Source organism: Parageobacillus toebii NBRC 107807 (genome assembly GCF_003688615.2).
In the GTDB taxonomy this organism is placed as follows: Bacteria; Bacillota; Bacilli; order Bacillales; family Anoxybacillaceae; genus Parageobacillus_B; species Parageobacillus_B toebii.
Map to the genome: position 1 here is coordinate 202,389 of NZ_CP049703.1, position 16,753 is coordinate 219,141.

Annotated in this window: 14 protein-coding genes, 1 pseudogene and 1 other annotated feature (1 of these 16 running past the window's edge); of the genes and pseudogenes, 2 read left to right on the forward strand and 13 right to left on the reverse strand. The window is 45.3% G+C overall.

The window, feature by feature from the left end; genetic code table 11:
- Positions 1-19: 19 nt before the first annotated feature.
- The 3 genes from polX to zapA form a co-directional block, all read right to left on the reverse strand.
- The gene (gene polX, locus DER53_RS01030) at positions 20-1,738 is read right to left on the reverse strand and encodes a DNA polymerase/3'-5' exonuclease PolX (RefSeq protein WP_062753132.1); all 1,719 of its coding nucleotides are present in this window, start codon (positions 1,736-1,738) and stop codon (positions 20-22) included.
- A 96-nt stretch (positions 1,739-1,834) separates the two neighbouring features.
- Entirely contained in the window at positions 1,835-2,374 is a 540-nt protein-coding gene (locus tag DER53_RS01035; protein ID WP_015864739.1) for a CvpA family protein, read from the reverse strand.
- 4 nt (positions 2,375-2,378) lie between these two features.
- Complete coding sequence (gene zapA, locus DER53_RS01040; RefSeq protein WP_015864740.1) at positions 2,379-2,642, reverse strand: cell division protein ZapA; 264 nt, start codon at positions 2,640-2,642, stop codon at positions 2,379-2,381.
- 121 nt (positions 2,643-2,763) lie between these two features.
- Here zapA and rnhC point away from each other — a divergent pair, with 121 nt between their 5' ends.
- The gene (gene rnhC / locus DER53_RS01045) at positions 2,764-3,669 is read left to right on the forward strand and encodes a ribonuclease HIII (RefSeq protein ID WP_062753134.1); all 906 of its coding nucleotides are present in this window, start codon (positions 2,764-2,766) and stop codon (positions 3,667-3,669) included.
- A 101-nt stretch (positions 3,670-3,770) separates the two neighbouring features.
- Here rnhC and DER53_RS01050 read toward each other — a convergent pair whose 3' ends face one another.
- From DER53_RS01050 to DER53_RS01060, 3 genes and pseudogenes are all read right to left on the reverse strand, one after another.
- The gene (locus DER53_RS01050) at positions 3,771-4,436 is read right to left on the reverse strand and encodes a type 1 glutamine amidotransferase domain-containing protein (protein WP_015864742.1); all 666 of its coding nucleotides are present in this window, start codon (positions 4,434-4,436) and stop codon (positions 3,771-3,773) included.
- Positions 4,437-4,545: 109 nt separating this feature from the next.
- Positions 4,546-7,669, reverse strand: a pseudogene (locus DER53_RS01055) (MMPL family transporter).
- On the reverse strand, positions 7,666-8,058 hold the full coding sequence (locus DER53_RS01060; RefSeq protein WP_375781756.1) for a MarR family winged helix-turn-helix transcriptional regulator: 393 nt from the start codon (positions 8,056-8,058) through the stop codon (positions 7,666-7,668). Before DER53_RS01060 ends, DER53_RS01055 begins: the two are co-directional and overlap by 4 nt.
- A 205-nt stretch (positions 8,059-8,263) precedes the next feature.
- On the opposite strand from DER53_RS01060, the gene DER53_RS01065 reads away from it, so the two are divergent.
- Positions 8,264-8,830, forward strand: coding sequence for a Uma2 family endonuclease (locus DER53_RS01065; protein ID WP_062753140.1), 567 nt, complete (start codon positions 8,264-8,266; stop codon positions 8,828-8,830).
- 40 nt (positions 8,831-8,870) lie between these two features.
- Here the strand turns inward: DER53_RS01065 and DER53_RS01070 are convergent, their stop codons facing one another.
- The 7 genes from DER53_RS01070 to pheS form a co-directional block, all read right to left on the reverse strand.
- Positions 8,871-9,818, reverse strand: a complete 948-nt coding sequence (locus tag DER53_RS01070; RefSeq protein WP_062753142.1) for an ABC transporter permease — start codon at positions 9,816-9,818, stop codon at positions 8,871-8,873.
- Positions 9,811-10,725, reverse strand: coding sequence for an ABC transporter ATP-binding protein (locus tag DER53_RS01075; RefSeq protein WP_062753144.1), 915 nt, complete (start codon positions 10,723-10,725; stop codon positions 9,811-9,813). The genes DER53_RS01070 and DER53_RS01075 overlap by 8 nt, the downstream gene beginning before the upstream one ends.
- Complete coding sequence (locus DER53_RS01080; protein ID WP_062753146.1) at positions 10,722-11,426, reverse strand: ABC transporter ATP-binding protein; 705 nt, start codon at positions 11,424-11,426, stop codon at positions 10,722-10,724. Before DER53_RS01080 ends, DER53_RS01075 begins: the two co-directional genes overlap by 4 nt.
- Positions 11,413-11,790 (reverse strand): GntR family transcriptional regulator, encoded by a 378-nt coding sequence (locus tag DER53_RS01085; RefSeq protein WP_062753148.1) that lies wholly within the window; start codon positions 11,788-11,790, stop codon positions 11,413-11,415. Before DER53_RS01085 ends, DER53_RS01080 begins: the two co-directional genes overlap by 14 nt.
- 5 nt (positions 11,791-11,795) lie before the next feature.
- The gene (locus DER53_RS01090) at positions 11,796-12,578 is read right to left on the reverse strand and encodes a hypothetical protein (protein ID WP_062753150.1); all 783 of its coding nucleotides are present in this window, start codon (positions 12,576-12,578) and stop codon (positions 11,796-11,798) included.
- Between the two features lie 482 nt (positions 12,579-13,060).
- Positions 13,061-15,475 carry a phenylalanine--tRNA ligase subunit beta gene (gene pheT / locus DER53_RS01095; protein ID WP_062753154.1) on the reverse strand — a complete coding sequence of 805 codons (2,415 nt, stop codon included), beginning with the start codon at positions 15,473-15,475 and terminating at the stop codon, positions 13,061-13,063.
- A gap of 16 nt (positions 15,476-15,491) precedes the next feature.
- Positions 15,492-16,526, reverse strand: coding sequence for a phenylalanine--tRNA ligase subunit alpha (gene pheS, locus DER53_RS01100; protein WP_062753156.1), 1,035 nt, complete (start codon positions 16,524-16,526; stop codon positions 15,492-15,494).
- Positions 16,527-16,668: 142 nt separating this feature from the next.
- Positions 16,669-16,753, reverse strand: a binding site (T-box leader); it runs 152 nt beyond the window's last position.

A 16,753-nucleotide genomic window follows, 5' to 3' on the forward strand; every position in this document is an offset into this window, starting at 1 on the left:
AATTCGATTCCGAATACGTTTACCGATTGCGCTGCAAAAAGCTGCGCAACTCTTCAAGAGACCATGTATTGATCACCGTTTCCTTGCGAATCCATCCTTTTCGTGCGGTTATGACCCCTATTTCCATATGGTCAAGCATGTCCAAATGGTGGGCATCTGTATTAATCGCGATTTTTACTCCAGCATCTTGCGCTTTTTTCAAATAGGAATACGACAAATCGAGACGGTTCGGATTCGCATTTAACTCAAGCGCCGTATTCGTTTCCCGCGCCAATTCGATAAGCATGTCTATATCTACGTCATATCCGTCTCGCTTTCCGATTAACCGCCCTGTCGGATGAGCGATCAAATCAACATGACGATTGCGAAGCGCAGCAGCAAGACGCTTCATAATCACGTCACGCGGCTGGGAAAAACTTGAATGAATCGCGGCGATGACAAAGTCAAGTTCTTCGAGAACGCCATCATCGTAATCAAGCGTCCCATCTGGCAAAATATCCATTTCTATGCCAGCCAAAATTGTAAAATCATCATATTTCGCGTTTAACCGTTCAATTTCTTCCCGCTGTCTGCGAAGCCGCTCCACTGTTAAACCGTTTGCGACTTTCAAATACTGTGAATGATCGGTAATCGCCATATAGCGGTAGCCTTTTTTCCGGCATGCTTCCGCCATTTCCTCGATCGAGCACGCTCCGTCGCTCCAAGTAGAGTGCATATGCAAATCTCCTTGAATGTGGGAAAGGCAAAGAAGCGAATAGTCGTCGCGATAGCGGTCGACTTCGGTTCCATCTTCCCTTAGTTCCGGCGGAATAAACGGCAACTGGAAATGGGCAAAAAACGCTTGTTCATCAGAAAATGTTTTCACTTCTCCCGTTTTCACATTTTCTACTCCATACTCACTAATTTTTTCACCACGCTCTTTTGCCAGCTGCCGCATGCGGACATTATGTTCTTTCGATCCCGTAAAATGATGGAGGGTCGTGGCGAACTGCTCCGGTGTCACTAAACGAAAATCAACAGCAATTTCATACTCATAGCGAAGCTCTAGGGACACTTTCGTATCACCGTTTGCAATCACATCTGAGACATTCGCTAGCTTCAATAACTGTTCCCGCACAAGATGCGGATCGTTCGTTGCGATAATGAAATCTAAATCTTTCACTGTTTCCTTCATTCGCCGCAAACTGCCGGCACGAGAAAAACGAACGATTCCTTCCATATTTTTAAGCTGATTTTCTATTTCCTCGGCAATCGGCAGCACAAAGGCTAACGGAAGCCGTTCCGGGCGAGAGCCGATTTCTTCAATGGCGGCTAAAAGCTTTTCTTCCGTTTTCTTTCCGAAGCCTGGAAGCTGCTGTACTTTCTGCTCGAGGCAAGCTTCTTTCAATGAAGCAATATCCACAATGCCCAGTTCTTGATATAGCTTTGCGATTTTCTTGCCGCCAAGTCCGGGAAGCCGAAGCAGGGTAAGCAAGCTCTCTGGAATTTCCTGTTTCAATTGTTCAAGAACGCTGGACGTTCCTGTTTCCAAAAATTCATGAATGACGCTTGCCGTCCCCTTTCCGATGCCGGGAATCGCGGTGAAATCGTCTATTTCCGCAATGCTTCGTTCATCAGTTTCCAATGCGCTTGCCGCTTTGCGAAACGCCGCAATTTTAAACGGATTTTCTCCTTTGATTTCCATATATAGCGCAATCGTCTCCAACAGACGAATGACATCTTTTTTATTTCCTTTCATTTTATCCCCACCTATCCGTACAACCCACTACGAAACATAATACAAGTTTTTTATGAAAAAGTACAAAAAAACTTCCCTATGAATATAGAGAAGTTACTATGCCATATAATGAATCCACATTTGCTTCAACATATCAGACAAAAACGGAGTGTGCTTCACAATCACCATTGCCATAAAAGAATGTTGAAGCTTCGTTTGTATGCTTTCAATTGGGATAAGCGCACCAACGTATAAAAGTAAAAATACGATTAAGTACACTTCGATAAATCCCAACGCTCCGCCAGCCCAGCGGTTAATGCTGCGAAGAATCGGCAATTGCGCCACAAAATCAAGCATCGAACCGATGATTTGCAGCACAATTTTCGTTGCGAAGAATAAAATCGCAAATGCGATCGCTCGATAGTATGCTTCATCCAAATGCGTGCTTTCAAACAGCAGTTTGGCCGTCTCCGGGGCGCCGAACGTCGGATACGGAATCCACAGACGCAGCGGCGGCACTAATTTTTCATAATAAAGATAAGCGACGACAAAAGCGATGATAAAGCCGGCCATATGAATAAATTGCAAAATAAATCCCCGTTTTAGACCAATCATAAACCCCATTAAAAGGATAAAGAGCAAAAGAAGATCGACCATTCCGTTACTCATCCTTTTCTTTATGTAGTTTTTGTAAAAGCCGATCATATTCTTCTTTTAATTTTATATAATCATGAACGATGTTAATGGCTGTCAGTACCGCTAGTTTACTAATATCCAATGTCGGATTTTTCTCGCTAATCTCCCGCATTTTATCATCGACAATGGATGCCACTAAACGAATATGGCTTGAGCTTTCTGTGCCAACGATCGTATATTGCTGTCCGTATATATCGACTGTCACCCGCGTTTTTTGTTGCTCCGCCAAATGATTTCCCCCATTCCTCAAAATCCTATTGTTTATCATAACATGAATGCTGATATAATGAAAAGATACGACTACTATGATATGCAAAAGAAAAAACGATAGTGATTAGGAGTGAATGGCCATGGCAAATCACGTCATCACGGCAACAGCGACGATGCTTGAAGAAATGCGGAATCATTACGCTTCCGATATAACCGGACACCTTCCTGCAGGTGCTTTGTTCGTTGCCAAACGGTCCGGCTGCACGATCACCGCTTACCGCACGGGAAAAGTGCTGTTTCAAGGAAAAGAGGCAGAACAAGAAGCGGCAAAATGGATGAAAGAATCGGATCAAAAGGAAGCGCTAGTCCCCCAGCCCCCCTTGGCTGCCGCATCGGCAATCGGCTCCGATGAAGTCGGAACCGGAGATTATTTCGGACCAGTTGTCGTTGCCGCCGCATATGTTGCCAAAGACCAAATGGATGCGATCACAGCAATGGGAATAAAAGATTCGAAACTATTAACGGATGAAGCCATCCGACGGCTCGCCCCGTCGCTTATGAACATGATCCCGAACCAAACGGTTATACTGTCCAATCCAATGTATAATGATTGGCAACGAAGCGGAATGCCGCAAACGAAAATAAAAGCGTTGCTGCATAATGAAGCGATTGGAAAGCTTGTCAAACAGCTTTCCCCTATAGAACCGGAAGCGATTATTATTGACCAATTTATTGAACGGGACTTATATTTTCGCTACCTCGAAAACGAAACAAATGTCGTCCGCGATCATGTGTATTGCTACCCGAAGGCAGAAACGGTTCATGTTGCAGTGGCCGCTGCTTCGATAATCGCCCGCTACGTATTTTTGCAGGAAATGGAGCGATTAAGCAAAGAAGTGGGCATGACATTGCCAAAAGGAGCGGGAGCGCAAGTCGATCAGGCCGCCGCCAATCTTATCCAAACGCATGGGCCTGCCATTCTCGAAATGTGCGCGAAGCTTCATTTTGCTAATACCGAAAAAGCAGCGCGGATTGCTAAAAAATAAACATAAAAAGAGGATGGCTCGAAAAGATCGTTATTAACGACCTTTTGAGTCAGCCTCTCTTTGTTCATACATAGACGAGTAAGTTTAGCTCCCGCTTTCGGTTAGCTTCTCTCCTCCAGCGCCTCAACAACCTTTTCCGCCGTGCTTCTGCTTGATTGCGGGTTTTGCCCTGTAATTAAATTGCCATCACGTACGGAGAAGTCCGTCCATTTTTCACCGTGGACAAAATTGGCGCCTCTTAAGCGCAACGTTGATTCAAGCAAAAACGGCATATATTGGTCTAATTGCACTTCTCTTTCTTCTTCATCTGTAAATGCGGTTACCGTTTTTCCTTTGACAAGCGGTGTTCCGTCTTTATATGTTACATTGACAAGCCCGGACGGACCGTGACACACAGCGCCAATGATTCTTCCATCTTCGGCAAATTGCTGCAGGACGTATTGCAATGTTTCATTATCTGGAAAATCGAACATCGTCCCATGACCGCCAGGAAGGAAAATCGCATCAAATCCAGTTGCATCGTCTTCGCTTAAGCGGGCCGTATTTTTCAACTCTTTTTCAGCTTCTGCCCAAGCTGGATCTTTTTCTTCAATGCTGCGCGGATCAAGCGGCACTTCCCCGCCTTGGATGCTTGCCACTTTCACGTCATATCCTTTTTCTTTAAAGACAAGATATGGAACGGCGAACTCCTCAAGCCAAAGCCCCGTTTTATGATCGTCGGTTATCGTTGTATGGTTGGTAACCACCATCAGCACACGCTTGCTCATTGGTTATTCCTCCTTGTATCGAATTCGTAATTTTATCATAGATTACCTTTCACAAAAGCACCAATAAATATGCTCAAAAAAAAGCGGGCTCCTTGCCAGAGCCCCTCCTTTACTTCATAAACGGCCACCAGTTTGCCTTGCCGAACGTTTTAACCATCACCGGCACGAACAGCGGCAGTACAACAAGCGCGTATAAAATTAATCCAGTCAGCACAATCGTCGCGATTTGCAAGAGCGACAAGACGCCGGACGGATACATTGCCGCAAACGTCCCGCCTAAAATAACAGCGGCCGAAATAATAACCGTTCCCATATTGCGCATCGCCAACAGCATCGCTTCCTGCACCGGTTTGTCACGATATTCGTTGAAGCGGTCCATCAAGAAAATGCTGTAGTCGATGCCAAGCGCGATTAAGATGACAAACGCGAAAAAACGATACCGCCCAGTTCAAACCGGCGTAGCCAAGCCCATTGACGAAAATAAGCTCGGTTACTGCCATCGATGTGTAGTATGTCAAAATAAGCGATAAAATTAAATACATCGGCATAATCAACGAACGAAGCAAAACGATTAAAATAAGCGCAATGCCGGCAAGCATCAACACAACGGTGCGGGAGTAGTCATTCGACGAAATCGTGTGCAAATCGGAATAAATGCTCGTCACTCCGCCAACGGCAACTTTTGCATTTTCGAGTTTCGTATCTTTCACCGCACGCTCAACTGCTTGTTTAATATCATCGATTTTGTTCAACGCCGATGTGGAATACGGGTTTTCATCGAAAATCACATCAAACGTCACGACTTTTTTGTCTTTGGACATATACGCATCTTGCGCTTTGGCAAATTCTTTGCTTTCAAGCACTTGTTTCGGCAAATACCAGCCTGTCATTTCTTTGTTTGGCGAAGACGCAAGCTCGGATAAATAGCTTTCTGCGGAACCTAGGCCTTTCGATACTTTCCGAAGACCGTCGGCACTTTGATCAAGCCCTGTAATTAATTGACTCATTTGCCCGTCTAATTGGGAAAATCCTCGCAGCAGCTGTTCTTGCCCAGCGTTCACTTCGCTTAATCCATTCGACAGCTGCGGAAGACGCCCGATTACTTGACGCTGTCCATTTGCTGCTTTATCCATCCCTTTTTGCAGTTCATCAAGCCCGGCGATCAGTTTGGTCATCCCATCAACCAACGCTTTTTGGCCGCTGATAAGCTGCGCAAACGAGCCGTTCGCTTGACGGACTCCAGCGCTTGCCTGTTTGAGTGCGGTATTTAATTGCGTAAAACCTGCAGTCATTTGCTGGGATCGTTGTGCTAATCCCGCCGCAATCATTTTTGTTCGCTGATATTCTGGATCCTGCTGCAGCTCTGGATGTGTTTGCTCTATATGATTCAACGATACGCTCACCGAGGATAATTGCTCCGATAGGGTGTTCATGCCATCTTGCAGTTGTTCATACTGGCTGATAAGCGAAGATAGCCCGGCACCCGCCTTTTCATATCCTTGCAGCAACTGCTCAGCGCCTCGCTTTAACTTTTTCGCATTATCCTTGATAGTTGCCAATCCTTTTTTGATTTCGCCAGCTCCCATCGAACCGCTGCGAATGCCTTGTTCAATTTGCGCAAGTCCTTTTTGAAGGTCGCTAACGCCCATTTTGAGCCGCTCTGTTCCTGATGCAAGCTCTTCCATACCGTTTGTCGCTTGTTTTAATTTTGGCGCGGATGCGGAAAGCTGTTTGCTCGCTTGACTTAGTCCAGAGCTGATTTTCTCAATCCCTTCTTTTCCTTGTCCAAGACCATCTTTTAAGCTTTTCGCTTGCTCGGTGACAAACAATTGTTCAATTGGCTCCCCAGTCGGGCGTGTAACAGAACGCACTTTGTCGATACCATCGATTTTTTCGACTTCACGGCTGATTTTTTCAATAAGGGCAAAATATTCTTGCGAGTTCATCGCTTCATCGTTTTTCATGACGATTTGTGTTGGCATCGCTTCGCCAGGATTAAAATTTTTAGCGATAATGTTGAACGCTTTGACGGACGCATAGTCATCACCAATTTCCTCAAGGGAATCAAATGACAAATCCCCATCATACGTCGCCAACACCGGAACGGTAATGACCGCAACGATGCCTAACGCAATGAGCGGTCTAGCAAACGCAAACCGTCCCGCGGCATCCCATAAGCGGCTTTGTTTATGCTCTAAATTTCCTTTCGCCGGCCAAAACAAATTTGGACCAAGCACCGCCATAAAAAACGGCACCAACGTCATCAGCGCAACGAGGAGCACCGCTACCCCAACCGCCACCGCGGCAGCCGATTGATATAACTTAAACGTTGATAATCCAATTGCGGCAAACCCGATCATCACCGCAATTCCGCTGAACAATACCGTTTTTCCAGCTGTGCGGTACGTGGCGACAATCGCATCCGTGCGGTTTTCGTGCTGCGAAAGTTCTTCCTTAAACCGGCTTAACACCAAAATACAATAGTCCGTTCCGATTCCAAACAGCACGGCAACTAAAAAGATTTGCGTAAACGTAGAGAGCGGAAAATTCACTTGATCCACGAGAAAAGCGACAATCGACTGTGACACTAAATACGTCATCCCAACGGTGATAAGCGGAATGAGTGGCGCGACAAACGAACGGAACACGACAAGCAACACCACTAAAATAAACACAACCGTAATGCCTTCCGTCTTTTTCAACCCTTTCTGCGAGCTGACGACAACGTCTTCGTCAATCATCCAGCCACCCGTGTAATAATGTTCGACAGAAATGCCATCAATCGCTTTGTAAAGCGCCTTGCTTATTTCTTTCGCGCTTCTTCCGTTCCGCTCCAGCTTCACGGACGTTAAAATCGTCGTGCCATCTTTAGAAACAAGTTGATCTTTCAATTCCTTTTCTTTAAACGGGGAGATAATCTCGGTAATTCCGAGTTTCTCTTTTTGCGCTTCCAACTGTTTAACGGCGCGCTCCGCTTCCTTCCAATCGCTGGCCGTCAGCCCTCCTTTGCGGTAAAACACAAGTGCTGTTGACAGTTCGCTTCCTTTGTTCTCCTTCTTTTGCACTTCGTTTAAAATATCGATCGCAAGCGAAGACGAGTAGCCTTTTGGCACGTTAAGCTGCCCTTTCTCGCGGACAAGATCGGCCATGTTCGGCGCCGTCGCCATCAGCACGACAAGAGCGGCAATCCACGCCAACAGCACAAACCACTTTCCTTTGACGATTCCTCTCACGATGTTCCCTCCATCTCTTGCAAAATACGGGCAAGTTTTTCATACGTTTGAATAAACGATTCAATTTCTCTCTCCGAAAATTTGGTTATGAACGATTCGACTAATTTATGAATTTTTTCTTCCGCATTCGCAATCCACTCATCTCCTTTTTTAGTCAACGTTAAATAGATAACCCGCCGATCATTTTTATCGCGCGCGCGCTGAAGCAAGCCTTTTTCGGCAAGACGGTTTGTCATCGCCGTAATCGCGCTTTTGTTTACGCCAAACATGGACGCAAGTTCTGTCGATGTGCATTTCGCTTTCTTTTTTATGTAGCGAAGCAGGTAATATTGGTCGTTTGTCATATCCTCATCGAGCTCGCATTTCACAAGCGCCGCCGCTTTTCTCATCACGATAAAGGAAACGGACAAATATCGTTCTACTAAATCGTGAATGTTTCCGCACCGCAAGCTATCACTCCTCTTTGTAAAAAATAGTTCAATTATTTAACTATTTAACAATGTAACAATCTCCTAGAAAAAAAGTCAACGGAGAAGATTTTCTTTTTTCCAATGAACAATGATATAATGAAGGAAAGTACGGGAGGAATCGAAAATGAAAAGAGAACCGTCCGAACCGTATTCGTATCAAGATTACCTTCAGTGGGAAGGGCGTTGGGAACTCATTGACGGCGTAGCGTATAATATGAGCCCATCTCCGACGTGGGAGCATCAATTCGCCATAGTAGAGCTGTCATTTATATTGCGTTCGTATTTTCAAAATAAAAATTGCTATGTAGCGATTGCTCCGTTTGATGTTCGATTTTCAAACGATGACGATTACGAGCGGGCACCCCATGTCGTTCAGCCCGACATCTCTGTTATTTGCCATAAACATCAATTAACGAACAATGGCTGTTTAGGCGCTCCAACGCTAGTTATCGAAGTGCTTTCCCCATCAACGGCATTAAAAGACAGAAACGAAAAATTCAAGCTATATGAAAAATTTGGCGTCCAAGAATACTGGATTGTTGATCCGGTTTACCAAACGATCGAAGTATTTGGGTTCGAAGACGGTTTTTTCAAAAAAAGAGAGGTATTTGGCAAAGAGCAACAGTTAACGTCATTCGTTTTTCCTGACTTGACAGTTGAAGTTAGTTCTATATTTTTCCCAACGGAATAAGTGACATCCTTTTTCGTTTCGTAATCCACGATAAGAAGCATTACGCCGCAATATCCCGTTTTCGAAAAATAAACCATGTAAGTGCGTTAAATATAACAAAATAAACAAGCAGCATCATCATGGAAAATGTCATCGTCATTCCTTCGACAAGCGGCGTTCCATCAATATATTGCGCTAAGTTTGTATTGGCAAATAATAAATATTTTGCCCAGTCAAATTTCATGGCAAGAAGCGCCGTAATCTGCGGCCCTACAAAGAGTGCAAAAGTCGCCAGTCCAATCGCAAGCGAGTGATTGCGAAACACCGCGGATATCATAAACGCAAAGGTCGTCATCATAACAAGATCAACGCAATTGAGTGCGTATACTTGCATCACATAAAGAAGCATGTTTTTCTCCACAACCGTTCCATTTTGGTACGCTAAATATGGTTCGCGGATGTTATCGATTCCAAAAACAATCGCGGCGATGACCGCTGAGAAAACAAATAATAATAGCAGCATACAGAGCGCAAACAACAAGGCGGCAATGTATTTCGAAAGCAAAATTTTCGTGCGGCTGGCAGGACGAATGAGAAGCAGCTTGATTGTTCCCCACGAAAATTCACTGGCTACGCTTCCTGCCGCCACAATAATCGTAAACAGTGTGATCAGTGCAATAATGTCTGCAGAATTCACCAAATATCCCCAGAACGTATTGGACGCCACAGGTTTTATATTATGCTCTAGACGATACTCATTGATTTTCAACTGCTGTTCGAGATGATTTTTATACATTTTTGGCACCTTTTCCTCAGAAAGCTGGGCTTCAATTCCCTTTATCTCCGAAACAACTTCTGCCTTCCAGTTTGCCGGTTCTTTATATGTTGCTTTTGTAATCAGCGCTCCCGCTAATGCCGACAAGGCAAGAAGCCCGATCATGAACCATGTGCCAATACGGCGGTAAATTTTCATATTTTCGTTTTGAATTAATGAAAGAATGCTAGACAATTTCATTCCCTCCCGTCATTTCTAAAAATCTTTCTTCCAACGATTTCGTAAGAACTTGAATGCCATATACTTTGATATTTTCTGACACTAAGGCGGCATTCAAGCTTGGTATTTCCTTATAATCGATGGAAACTTCAATTCCTTGCTTTGCCGGTGTGATGTTCATATGAGGATAGATGTTTTTGATCACAGTTAGTGCCTGTTCCACCGGCTCTACTGTTAGCAGCACTTTTTGAGCTTGTTTGGACAGTTCTTGAACCGATTCAATTCCTACTAATCTTCCATGTTGAATAATCGCAAAGCGGTCGCACATCATTTCCATTTCCGACAGAAGATGGCTTGAAACGATGATCCCTAGCCCTTCTTCTTTCGCCAGCTTGCGCAAGTAGTCGCGGATTTCGCGGATGCCGGCGGGATCGAGCCCGTTTGTCGGTTCATCCAAAATAAGCAAAGATGGCCGGTGAAGCAATGCCTGCGCCAGTCCTAGTCGCTGCCTCATGCCGAGCGAATATGTTTTCACTTTGTCATGAATTCGTTTTTCCAAGCCGACTAGCTTGACAACTTCATTGATGCGCTCTTTGGTGACCCCTTTTGTCATGCGCGCATAATGTAGCAGATTTTGGTATCCGGTTAAAAATTTATACATCTCCGGATTTTCGACAATAGCGCCGACATGCTGAATCGCTTTTTCAAAGTCTTTTTGAATACTGATTCCATTAATCAGCACTTCGCCGCTGGTAATTCCCATCAGTCCGACAATCATGCGAATCGTTGTTGTTTTTCCGGCGCCGTTCGGTCCAAGAAACCCAAACACTTCCCCTGGAAATACCTCAAGCGACAAATCATGGATAATCGTTTTCTTGCCAATATCTTTCCTGGCATTTTTCAACTGTAAAAGCGGATTCATGGTCGTTCCTCTCCTTTATAAATTTTTTTCAGCCGGTTTACTACACTGTCACGGCTTGTTTCTCTTAATTCATCAACGCGGGCGCGCTCCGCCACTTTTCCATTGCGGAGGAAAATCGCCTCATCTAGCAATGGTTCGACTTCATCGATTTCATGAGTCGTCATCACAATTGTCTGCCATTCTAGATCGACAAATGAAATAAGTCCTTTGACAATGGATTCGCGCACCATCGGATCAAGGCCGGACAGCGGTTCATCCATCAGTAAAATCGGCGCTTCCCTCGCTAACGTAAAAGCGATTTTCGCGCGGCTGCGTCCACCTTTCGATAATTGTCTTAGCTTTTTATCAGGCTGGATTTCCATGAACTCTAAAATGTCATACGCTTTTTCTGTACGGAAATCGTTAAATTGCGAAGAGTAAAACTCCAGCATATTCTGAACCGTAAAGCTGTCATAATAGACGTCCAATTCTGATAAATACGCGACTTTGCCGCTGATTTTTCTCGTTACTTCCATCCCATCCACTAGCACTTTTCCTTTCGTAGGAAAAACGAGCCCGGCAATCAATTTCAAAAAAGTCGATTTACCGCTGCCGTTTGCGCCAAGGACGCCGATGATTTTTCCTTTTTCCAGGCTTAGAGAAACATCCTCCAGCGCTGTCACGCTGCCAAACTTCTTTGTCACGCGCTCAAACTGAATCATTGCTCTCCCCCCTGTAGTTTTTCAATGAGGTAATCATATCGTCCAGCGTAAATCCAAGCTCTGTCATGTTTCGGATAAAGTCAGTCACAACATCTCGCTTCATCTGTTCACGCAACCGTTCGATGACTTCCACATTTTCCGTCACAAATGTTCCTTGACCGCGCCGTGTTTCCACAATCCCCATCCTCTCCAGTTCACTATATGTGCGCTGTATCGTATTCGGATTCACTCCTGTTTCCACTGCCATCTCGCGGACAGACGGCAGCTTATCTCCCGCTTTCCATTCGTTTCGTACAATTTTTTTATTTATTTTTTCCATTATTTGTATATAAATAGGTTTCGTTGTATCAAACTCTTCTACCACGATGCTTACACCTCAACTTTTCTGTCAATTAACCAAATGGAAACGCTAAATAGGAGAATAGCCATAATACCGTAAAAAACGCCTGCTCCTATTGATATAGTTTCAATCTTTTGGATCATTATCCATCCCTCAGTCATATTGTACTTGAACATAATCCCCGGCACTGCTACTTTTCCCCATCCCGTTAACCATTCGAATATGTTTGTTTTCATAAACTGCAAAAATAGCCAGCCTAACAGAAAATAAATAAGCGCAACGATCAGCCCCGAGAGTTTTGGAATCATTTGTTTACAGATGAGGTAAATCACCCAATAAAACAAACACAAGATCGCCATATGGACAGATAGCAGCACAATAGACAGAACCGCCAGCACACCGTTTTGGATAAAAAGCTCATGATTCCACATTTCCTCATGGAAATACCTCTCTTTTATTCCAAGCGATGCAATGTAGGTAAATAGCACTGAAACAAACAGGGAAACAAGCAGGCTGCCAAACGCGATCAGCAGTTTGGCGCTTACCAATCGAAATACCGGCTGCGGGGTGTGAAGCCATAAATGAAGCCGCTTCGTTTCTGTTTGCAAGCTGAGAGCCATAAATATCAACATATAAAAAGCATGCCAGCATGTGACAATCAATGATGGAACGAACATCGCTATCGGCTCATCGTATTTTAGAGCGAATAAATATGCCACTATATTAACGGCGATCACGATTCCAACCGTAGTCCATATCCACAGTTTCGAGATGCGCCATTCTTTTTTTAATAAGCCAATCCACGGATTCATTCTTATCCCTCCAATAACAGTGAATTAGTGCTCTAGTTAAATAGTACACTAATTCAAAATAAAACGTCAACCAATTTTTTACGGCAACAAGACACATTTTCTCCTCTTCCAGCGAGTTCGTAATACCATACCCGTCTGTTCAAGTATAAAACAAAAAACACTACCAGATATGTGGAAGCACCATCAACGACAGCCATCCCACGACGGATAGCCCCACTATCGTCCACGCAGCGAGGCGGGAACGAAGACGTGTTCCAAGCCAAAACACAATAATCCCCACTAACATGATGAAATTGGGAAAACTGAAAAGCGACGCGTGAAAATAAAAAATATCGAAACAAACAACCGTATCTTCCTCCATGCTATTCCCATAAGCGATCATAACAAAACAATAAGGTATATTTTCTTCGCTGCTACATGAAGCTCCCCGCTTTGCAAAAAATCCCCCGCCTTATGTTTCCGCATAAGACGAGGGATTCTATTTATCCGCGCAATGTCGCGCCGAATTGCTGTTCCACCGCTTGGATCACTTTTTCATGAACGGCGGTTACTTCTTCGTCTGTTAATGTGCGTTCCGGATCATAATAACGGAGCGAGAAGGCGATCGATTTTTTGCCGTCTGGGAGGCGGTCACCCTGGTAGACGTCGAAAATGGATACTTCTTTTAATAGCTCGCCGCCCGCTTCGATAATCGCTTTTTGCAGCTCGCCGGCGACGACGTTTTCATCGACGACAAGGGCGATATCGCGGGTGATCGACGGGAAGCGCGGAATCGGCGAGTAGCGGATATCCTCGACTTCCGCGTTTAATAAGTCGGTCAAGGCAAGTTCAAAGACATATGTTTCTTTTAAATCATATTCTTTTTGCACGACCGGATGGAGCTGACCGACAAACCCAATCGTCTTGCCATCTAGCAAAATATGAGCGGTGCGTCCCGGATGCATATGCTCGCGTTTTGCTTGTTTATATTCAATGCGGTTCGTTAAGCCTAGCAATTCGAACAATCCGTCTAAAATGCCCTTGGCTACATAGAAATCAACCGCTTTTTTCTCGCTCTGCCATAAGTGGGCATGCCATACGCCTGTTAAGACTCCAGCGAGACGTTCTTTTTCACTTGGCAGTTCATTCTCGCCATTGGCGAGATATACCGCTCCTGTTTCATAGACAGCGACGTTTTCGACTTGGCGCGCGCGGTTGTAGCTCGCTACTTCCAACAGATGAGGCAGCAAGCTTTGACGAAGGACGCTTCGTTCTTCGCTCATCGGCAGCGCCAAGCGGATCGGTTCCGCCGTTTCTAACGCGAACATCGTCGCTTTTTCCTCGCTTGTCAGAGAGTACGTAATCGCTTGGAACAGGCCAACGTCTTCTAAGTAACGGCGCACTCGCCGGCGTTTTGCTTGATAAGGCGTCAATTTGCCCGGTTTTGCTTCCGCGACTGGCAAGGTTGCCGGCAGACGGTCATAGCCGTACAATCTCGCTACTTCTTCAATAATATCTTCTTCAATCGAAATATCCCGACGGCGTGACGGCACGGTAATCGTAAATGTTCCGTTATCTTCGGTAAACGCAAATTGCAAGTTCGTTAAAATCATTGCAACTTCGTCTTTCGTAATCATCGTGCCGAGCACGCGGTTAATGCGGTCCAACGTAATGGTGACCGTCACTTCTTTCTCTTTTAACGTATTGACTTCAACAACGCCGCCAACCACTTCACCGCCAGCGTACTCTGCCATTAACGCGGCGGCGCGGTCGAGTGCTTCTCTTGTCCGTGCCGGGTCAATGCCTTTTTCAAAGCGCGTGCTTGCTTCACTGCGCAAGCCGTGATCTTTCGATGCTTTGCGAATGACAGGGCTCGTGAAATAAGCCGATTCGATAAACACCGTTGTAGTGTCATCTCGTACTTCGGAATTCGCACCGCCCATGACGCCAGCCAACGCCACTGGCTCCGTACCGTTTGTAATCACAAGGTGGTCTTCCGTTAACGTACGCTTCGTATCATCCAATGTGACAATTGTTTCACCTGCTTTCGCGCGGCGGACAACAATCTCCTTCGAACCGAGACGGTCATAGTCAAACGCATGAAGTGGCTGGCCGTACTCCAGCAAAATGTAGTTCGTAATATCGACAACATTGTTATGCGGACGGATTCCTGCCGCTATCAGGCGCGTTTGCATCCAAAGCGGCGACGGGCCGATTTTCACGTTTTTCACAATGCGTCCTGCATATAATGGATTGTCTTGGGGCGCATCGACGCGCACAGAAATATAATCATGGACATTTTCGTTATTTTCTTGAAGCTCAATGGTTGGAAGTTTCACGTCTCTCCCTAAAATCGCCGCCACTTCATATGCGACGCCAATCATGCTTAAGCAATCGGCGCGGTTTGGCGTAAGTCCAAGTTCTAACACTTCATCGTCTAAATTTAATAATTCCAATGCATCGGCGCCAACCGGTGCGTCGCTTGGAAAGACGAAAATGCCATCAGCGTACTCTTTCGGAACTAATTTTGATTCAACACCGAGCTCTTGCAAGGAACAAATCATGCCGTTTGATTCTTCTCCGCGCAGTTTTGCCCGTTTAATTTTCAAATTGCCTGGCAAAACCGCACCGACTTTCGCAACCGCTACTTTTTGCCCTTTGGCGACATTTGGGGCGCCGCAAATAATTTGCACCGGCTCGCCTTCTCCGATATCAACGAGACATTTGCTCAATTTATCGGCATTTGGATGTTGTTCGCGCTCAAGCACATGTCCAACGACAACGCCTTTTGCCCCTTTATTCAATACTTCCACACTTTCGACTTCAATGCCGCTTTTGGTGATGAGGTCGGCTAGTTCTTTTGCTGTTATTCCCGTAAGGTCTACATATTCTTGCAGCCATTTATAAGAAACAAACATCGGTCAAACCTCCCTTTTACACACGATGGAATTGTTGTAAGAAACGAATGTCATTTTGATAGAAATGGCGGATGTCATCAATGCCGTATTTGAGCATCGCGATGCGCTCTGGTCCCATGCCAAACGCGAAACCAGTATATTTTTTCGAATCAAATCCGGCCATTTCTAATACGTTTGGATGGACCATGCCGGCGCCTAAAATTTCAATCCATCCTGTCCCTTTACATACGCTGCAGCCATGTCCGCCGCAATGGAAACAAGATACATCGACTTCGACTGACGGCTCGGTGAATGGGAAAAAGCTTGGACGGAAGCGGATTTCGCGACCTTCGCCAAACATTTTGCGTGCAAACTCGCGCAGCGTTCCTTTCAGGTCGCTCATGCGAATGTTTTCATCGACAACAAGCCCTTCGATTTGCGTAAATTGATGCGAGTGAGTCGCGTCATCATTGTCGCGGCGGTACACTTTTCCCGGGCAGATGATTTTCACCGGACCGCGCCCTTGATGTTTTTCCATCGTGCGCGCCTGCACCGGTGACGTATGAGTACGAAGCAAAATTTCTTCGGTAATATAGAACGAATCTTGCATATCGCGCGCCGGATGCCCCTTTGGCAAGTTCAACGCTTCAAAATTGTAATAGTCTTTCTCGACTTCTGGTCCTTCGGCAATCGTATAGCCCATGCCGATGAATAAGTCTTCGATTTCTTCAATGACGCGCGTGAGCGGATGATGATTTCCTCTTTTAACCGGACGGCCTGGAAGCGTGACATCAATCGCTTCCGCTGCTAATTTTTTCTCGACTTCCTCTTGTTCGAGCTTTGCTTGCTTTGCTTCTAACGCGCTTTGAATCGCTTGCCGTACTTCATTGGCAAGCGCGCCTATTACCGGACGCTCTTCTGGCGATAATGACCCCATGCCGCGGAGCACTTCGGTAATCGGGCCTTTCTTGCCAAGATAAGCGACGCGCACCTCATTGAGTGCTTTCAAGTCACTGGCTTGTTCAATTTTTTCGAGCGCTTCCTGTTGAAGCTGCTGCAACCGTTCTTTCATGGAAAATTCCTCCTTTTCTTCAATCAAATAAACGAAATGCTTCTTCTACTGCCCATGATTGATGCTCATGAAGCAACACTTTTCGAATATCTTTACGTGAAATCCACACTAGTATGTTCTATAAAAAAACTCGCCCCTTACCATAAGGGACGAGTGCACTCGCGGTACCACCCTTGTTAACAGCGCAAAAAGGCACTGTTCGCTTCATTGTGATAACGGCATAGGCC